The 5,523-nt window shown below is 33.8% G+C and carries 5 protein-coding genes and 1 pseudogene; 4 read left to right on the forward strand and 2 right to left on the reverse strand.

Annotation, left to right across the window (positions count from 1 at the left end; translation table 11 throughout):
* The first annotated feature begins 198 nt into the window (after positions 1 to 198).
* Positions 199 to 525, forward strand: coding sequence for a hypothetical protein (locus D0T84_RS21065; RefSeq protein ID WP_163309896.1), 327 nt, complete (start codon positions 199 to 201; stop codon positions 523 to 525).
* A gap of 110 nt (positions 526 to 635) precedes the next feature.
* Positions 636 to 1,577 (forward strand): hypothetical protein, encoded by a 942-nt coding sequence (locus D0T84_RS21070; RefSeq protein ID WP_163309898.1) that lies wholly within the window; start codon positions 636 to 638, stop codon positions 1,575 to 1,577.
* 154 nt (positions 1,578 to 1,731) lie between these two features.
* On the opposite strand, the gene D0T84_RS21075 is transcribed toward D0T84_RS21070, so the two are convergent.
* A complete protein-coding gene (locus D0T84_RS21075) occupies positions 1,732 to 2,607 on the reverse strand; it encodes a hypothetical protein (RefSeq protein WP_163309900.1) in 876 nt (291 codons plus the stop codon).
* A gap of 281 nt (positions 2,608 to 2,888) precedes the next feature.
* Positions 2,889 to 3,869 (reverse strand): annotated as a pseudogene (locus D0T84_RS21080) (dsDNA nuclease domain-containing protein); the annotation flags it as partial.
* An 83-nt stretch (positions 3,870 to 3,952) separates the two neighbouring features.
* On the opposite strand from D0T84_RS21080, the gene D0T84_RS21085 reads away from it, so the two are divergent.
* Together D0T84_RS21085 and D0T84_RS21090 are read left to right on the forward strand one after the other, a co-directional pair.
* Entirely contained in the window at positions 3,953 to 4,303 is a 351-nt protein-coding gene (locus D0T84_RS21085) for a transposase family protein (RefSeq protein WP_163309902.1), read from the forward strand.
* A gap of 109 nt (positions 4,304 to 4,412) precedes the next feature.
* Positions 4,413 to 5,282 (forward strand): transposase, encoded by an 870-nt coding sequence (locus D0T84_RS21090; RefSeq protein ID WP_163309904.1) that lies wholly within the window; start codon positions 4,413 to 4,415, stop codon positions 5,280 to 5,282.
* The last annotated feature ends 241 nt before the right edge of the window (positions 5,283 to 5,523 follow it).

Raw genomic sequence — 5,523 nt, forward strand, 5'->3', positions numbered from 1 at the left:
AGTCGCCCTGACTTTGATCCGGTGATTTTCCTATCATTTTTTGCAAGCTTTTAGGACTTCAAGATACGAAATTCTGCAATATTAAGCAAATAATTGAAGGTATAATTTATTGGTAAATAGCTTATTATGTGCTTTTTAAGGAGCGACTAATTAATAGATAAAAATAAGATAACCTTTTTACTTAAGCTTTCAGAAGGAGTGCAAGAGGATTATAAATGCATTCCCATATTAAATAACGATACTTTAAATAATGAAGAAGGAATAATTTATCTTACTCAAGGTATACAAATAGATGAAAAATGGGGGAGTTACACTATGTATTATACAGAACCAGTAGATAGTATAAAATTATATATATTAAAAAATCCATTTATTAGCCGTCCTAAAGAACCTTTAATGTCTGAAACTATATATTTTGATAAAGTAATAGAAAAAGATATTACTTTGAATATAACCATCAATGATTCTTTATTCGGCTATAGGGTTTTTGATAATACTATGTTAGAGCAATACTTCGGTAAATAATTAATTAACTATCTCGATATTAATGAGTTATATTAACAAAAGTTAGCACAAAAGAATTGACCAAATGACTGATTTTCAGTAACTTTAAGTAATCCACACAAAGAGTTACAATGAATATATCAGCAGCACTTGACCAATATAGGTATATCTGTGGCGATGTCTTAAAAAGATATACTGCGAAATTAAACAAAAGTTTTAAAACCGTCTTTATCGAGACATTACTTTTATACATGGTGATACCAAGAAAAATCAATTTCACCCAGCTTGGGCGCTACGGAACGCACTGTGAGCAATGTTTCCGGCAAAACTTCACCAAGGAGTTCGATTGGTTTTCGTACAACCTGCTTATCTCTGAGAGGATATTTGACAAGCAGGATCGCAAGGCTATCGCCATTGACCCAAGCTATATCTCCAAATCAGGCAAACGCACTCCCTGGATTGGCTATTTCTGGTCGGGCTGTGCCGGGGCGGTTAAAAGAGGACTTGAGATTATGGGTATCGGATTGCTCAATATTGATAAACATGACTGCATGATGCTTAGGGCTGTGCAATCTCCCGATAGGGTAATGCCTGTGACAATAAACAATGAAATAACATATGGTGAATGGCAGGAAGGTAGTTTCTGGAATGTATGGTTATCTTTTGATAAAAGAGATGGACGTGAAACAGTAAAGCAATCTATTGATTTTTATCTTCAGGAGCAGAAAGAGTATATATTTTCGAAAGAAGATGGAACAGCAAGCCTTTTTCAGTTTGAAACAAATTATTATAATTCCACTATCAGCCTTCTAAAAAACACGATAAACCTTGTAATAAACTGCTTGTTATATCTTTCTCTTCCAACTGAAAAGATTGATATTGAAAAGAAATATCCTGAAAATTTACCGCATAATTTCAACAAAAAGCTGAAATTTTCCAAAAATCCAAAAGAGCAAGAAAAGATTTCTAAAAAAATAGATCAGTTAGGATTTTCTAAGATCAATTACATTGGACAGTCTTATAAAAGAGATTATCCAAGTATATTCTCCAACATGATTCAACAACCTCATTAGCGTCGTGGTCATTGGCGCAATCAGAGGTTTGGAGAAAAATTAATCGATAAAAAACTAATCTGGATTCAACCTACTATTGTTGGCAAAAACACTGATCTATCTTTGCACGGACATGTTTTTTTATAAAAAATAGTAATAAATAGCCTCTTGAAAATCAAGGAAATAAAGATAGATTTCCCCAAATATCATCCATCTTATATTTTAACTCCTCATAAACACTGTCATATTCATCTTCTTGAAGTAAGCTGTATTTATGTTTCAACTCAATTATTTTACACTCAAAATCTACTCCATACGTTTCAGCTACACCTAAAATCATTTGAGTATTTTGGGGTTGATTATTGTGAATGAAATTCATTATCTTGTCAATATGCTCAATATCTTGGTCTTGTTGATTCGGAGAATCAACTATTAAGGGGAAATATGTACAGGACGAATATTGTTGCATCAAATGGAAAAAAGTAAAATAATATGCGATCAGAGCTCTGGGGCTTGAACTACCTGTTTCAAGAGATTCTATTTTTGTTGTGATCCTTTTATATTCATCTTCATTTAGTGAATAAATATCCAGCTTTTTGAGAAATGACGTTAATTTAGTTCTATAATAAGTGTTAATTTCATCCCATCTCTTCTTACTCTCTAAACCTCTCAATTTCTTTTCAAGTCGTACTTTCTCTAATTGATTCTCAACTATATTTTTCTGCAACTTCGAATATCTTTCTTCAAAAATTGTTTTAACTTGATTTTTCCCTGAACTCTCAATAATATCTCTAAATTTGAGGTCGCCCTTTCTTTCCTCAAGTAATTCATCAATTCTGCTAACCTCAACAGTAGTAGCACTTAATTTCGAGTTTTCTTTTTCAATTTTTTCATCTATTTCTTTTGCTTCTCGCTTTATCTCTAACAATAAATCACGACTTTTTTGTTCATCAAGAGCAATTTCAAATCTTTCAGAAAATGAATTATCATATTCTGCGCCGCAAGTTGGGCAAGAAACAAGAGAAGGTAATTCTTCAAGGGCAAATTGCAAATCTTTGTGACTCTCTAATATTGCCTGCTCTACAATATTGATTTGGACATCATAACTAGCCTTTATATGATAAAGTTCATGAAGGTTATTTTTTATTTCCTCTTCCTTTATTTTAAGCTTTTCGAGCTCCTTTAATAATTCAGTAATTTCTTTTTAAATTGGTCGATATCAATATTAAATTGTACTTGGCTTAGCTTTTCTTTAACATCATCCAAAATTTTCCCAGTAATCTTTTTCTCTTTTTCAATTTCTTCGATAGCTTTTTAAAGTCTCCTGATTTTTTAGTATTTTTCATACAAAACCTTAATAATTAAACATCTAATGAAATATTTATCATAAAACGAAGAATAAGAAATAAGATTTGATTCACAATATTCTATTATACTAATTAGAGTATCATTATCATTAATACATCCCTCTGCCTCTCCGGTTGAAAGAAGTCCATTGATCTTATTTTTAAGTTCTATCAATGGAATTTTATTAACGTCATTTATAAGCTTTATTGAAACATCTCTAAACGATTTTTGATATTTCAGAAGTTCAATTATGCCAATTCCGTTAGATTGTAAATGCATTTTAATATCATTCCATTCATCTTCCACGCTCTTGTATAAACCCGCTTTATTAAAAAAATCTTCAAATATATTTTTACTTATTCCCTTAATTTCAATCAGTTCCTCTATACTGTTAATATTTTTATCGGAAGTCACAGCATTTGTTTTCCTTAAAATCTCTCCTTTTATTTGATTGTAGGCTAACTGGGGATTAATCTTATTATTGGGATTTAACTTGTATATTAATTTGGATAATTCGCCCAGACAATGTGTAGAACTATCCTGATTACTTAGTTTTGTAACTTCAAATTGAGTTATATCATCAAAATCCACTAATTCCGCAATAGAATGTTCTTCTTTTATTTTATTTATACATAAATTTAAGCAATTATTATCCAGATCAGAGGCTCTAATTATAGTCTTCTTTGTTGAGTCTTCCTTACTTTTCAGATGTTTAATACTGAAAGGTGCATTACTTATAAAAATCAAAGAGTTTGTATTATCTGGAAAATTGAGTTTATTAAGATACATTTTCCCAATAATAGATAACTTATCTTCTTTCGTCTTCTTATCTTTTTCTGATTTTAGGAGTTCATTAAGAGTCCAATTTCCTTTATCCTTCGATTTAATCTGATAGAAATCTATTTTTTGCGGATTTGTGCAGGAATCTAATATCATTAGATCATCGTGAAAATCAAACAGATAAACATAGTCCTCAGCTTTTTCGGGTCATTCCGAAAACCCTGTTGCAAACGCCTCAACTCTCCTGCTCAATTATTACCTTTGCAGGCATGAAACAATATCAGATATTACGAAGTATTTTCCCCGGAGTAATCACCGACAATTTTAATTTTGTAGATTATCGTGAGAGTGACTCCACTTTAGACTATTGGTTGGATGAGCGTGAGTATATGTCCCGTGAGGACTATAAGAAAGGAACTGTTGGTCCTTATGGTTTTACCGAACCTAAAACGATACAAGACTTTCCGATTCGCGGTCGGAGTGTCTATCTTCACATTCGTCGCCGTAAATGGGTTGATCGTTCTACGGGTGAAATATTTACTTATAACTTCGATGACTTGACTGAAGCTGGCTCTAAATTATCCCCTGAGTTCGTTGCTTTTTTAAAAGAAGAGGATTGAGAGTACTGCCGAAAGCATCAAAGGTATCGCCGAACATTATGGTGTCAATGGTAAGTTACTCGGCAGTCAATACAAAGAATACTTCAGTGATTATCGACAATGGAATCAATTGTCACATGCCTCTGAATATCTGCTATTTCCTGAAAATATCGGCCCCAATTTAAGTTTGGACGAGACCTGTCTGAGTAGTGGCGAGGTCTATACTTTTCTGACTAATAAAGATGGCCATGGCGGTCCTGGTACTCTTGTGGCCGCTGTCCACGGCACAAAAGCAGAAACGGTAATCAGAGTACTTGAGAAGATTGAACGAAACAAACGCCTGCTGGTGGAAGAGATAACCCTGGATCTTTCCTCTGCTATGATGCTCATAGCCCGTTCGGTGTTCCCTAAGGCACGCATTACTAACGACCGTTTTCATGTACAAAAGCTTTATTACGATGCCCTGGATGACTTGCGCATAACTTACCGTTGGATGGCCAGGGATTTGGAGAATGCAGAAATAAAGAAGTGTAGAGAAGAGAAAAAACAATATATTCCTTTCCGGTATGCTAATGGAGATACACGTAAACAACTCTTAGCACGGGCAAAGTTCATTCTAACCAGGCATGAAACAAAATGGACACCCTCACAGAGATGGAGGGCTGATATCATCTTTGAATTTTATCCAGAATTGAAACAGGCATATGATGTAGCCATGGAACTGACCAATATTTACAATAAGAAAAGTAGTAAGAATGCAGCAAGACTGAATTTGGCTAGATGGTTTGACAAGGTAAGTAGGTTGGTAGGAAATGCTTTCCAGACTGTTATTGACACCTTCACTAATCATTATGACACCATATTAAACTTCTTTGTGAGTAGGCAAACAAACGCCTCAGCGGAATCATTTAATGCAAAGGTCAAAGCTTTTAGAAGTCAATTCAGAGGAGTAGCAGACATACCATTCTTCCTATTTAGACTTACTAAATTATGTGCTTAGAGTTGAGTAGTTGCAGCTGGCTTTTCAGACTGACCCCATTTAAAGATGTATCAGAGTATATATTTTGTGTAATCTGTAATTTTTTATCTTATTCAAGGAAGGCATAACAGTCATTCTCGGTATAAACGCAAAAAGTCCCCATAGACTTACCTATGAGGACTTCTCTTTTAAAACGGCGGTAACCTACTCTCCCACATACTTGCAGTACCATCGGCACGACCGGGCTTAACTTCTCTGTTCG

This window comes from Dysgonomonas sp. 521 (assembly GCF_010501055.1).
GTDB lineage: Bacteria > Bacteroidota > Bacteroidia > Bacteroidales > Dysgonomonadaceae > Dysgonomonas.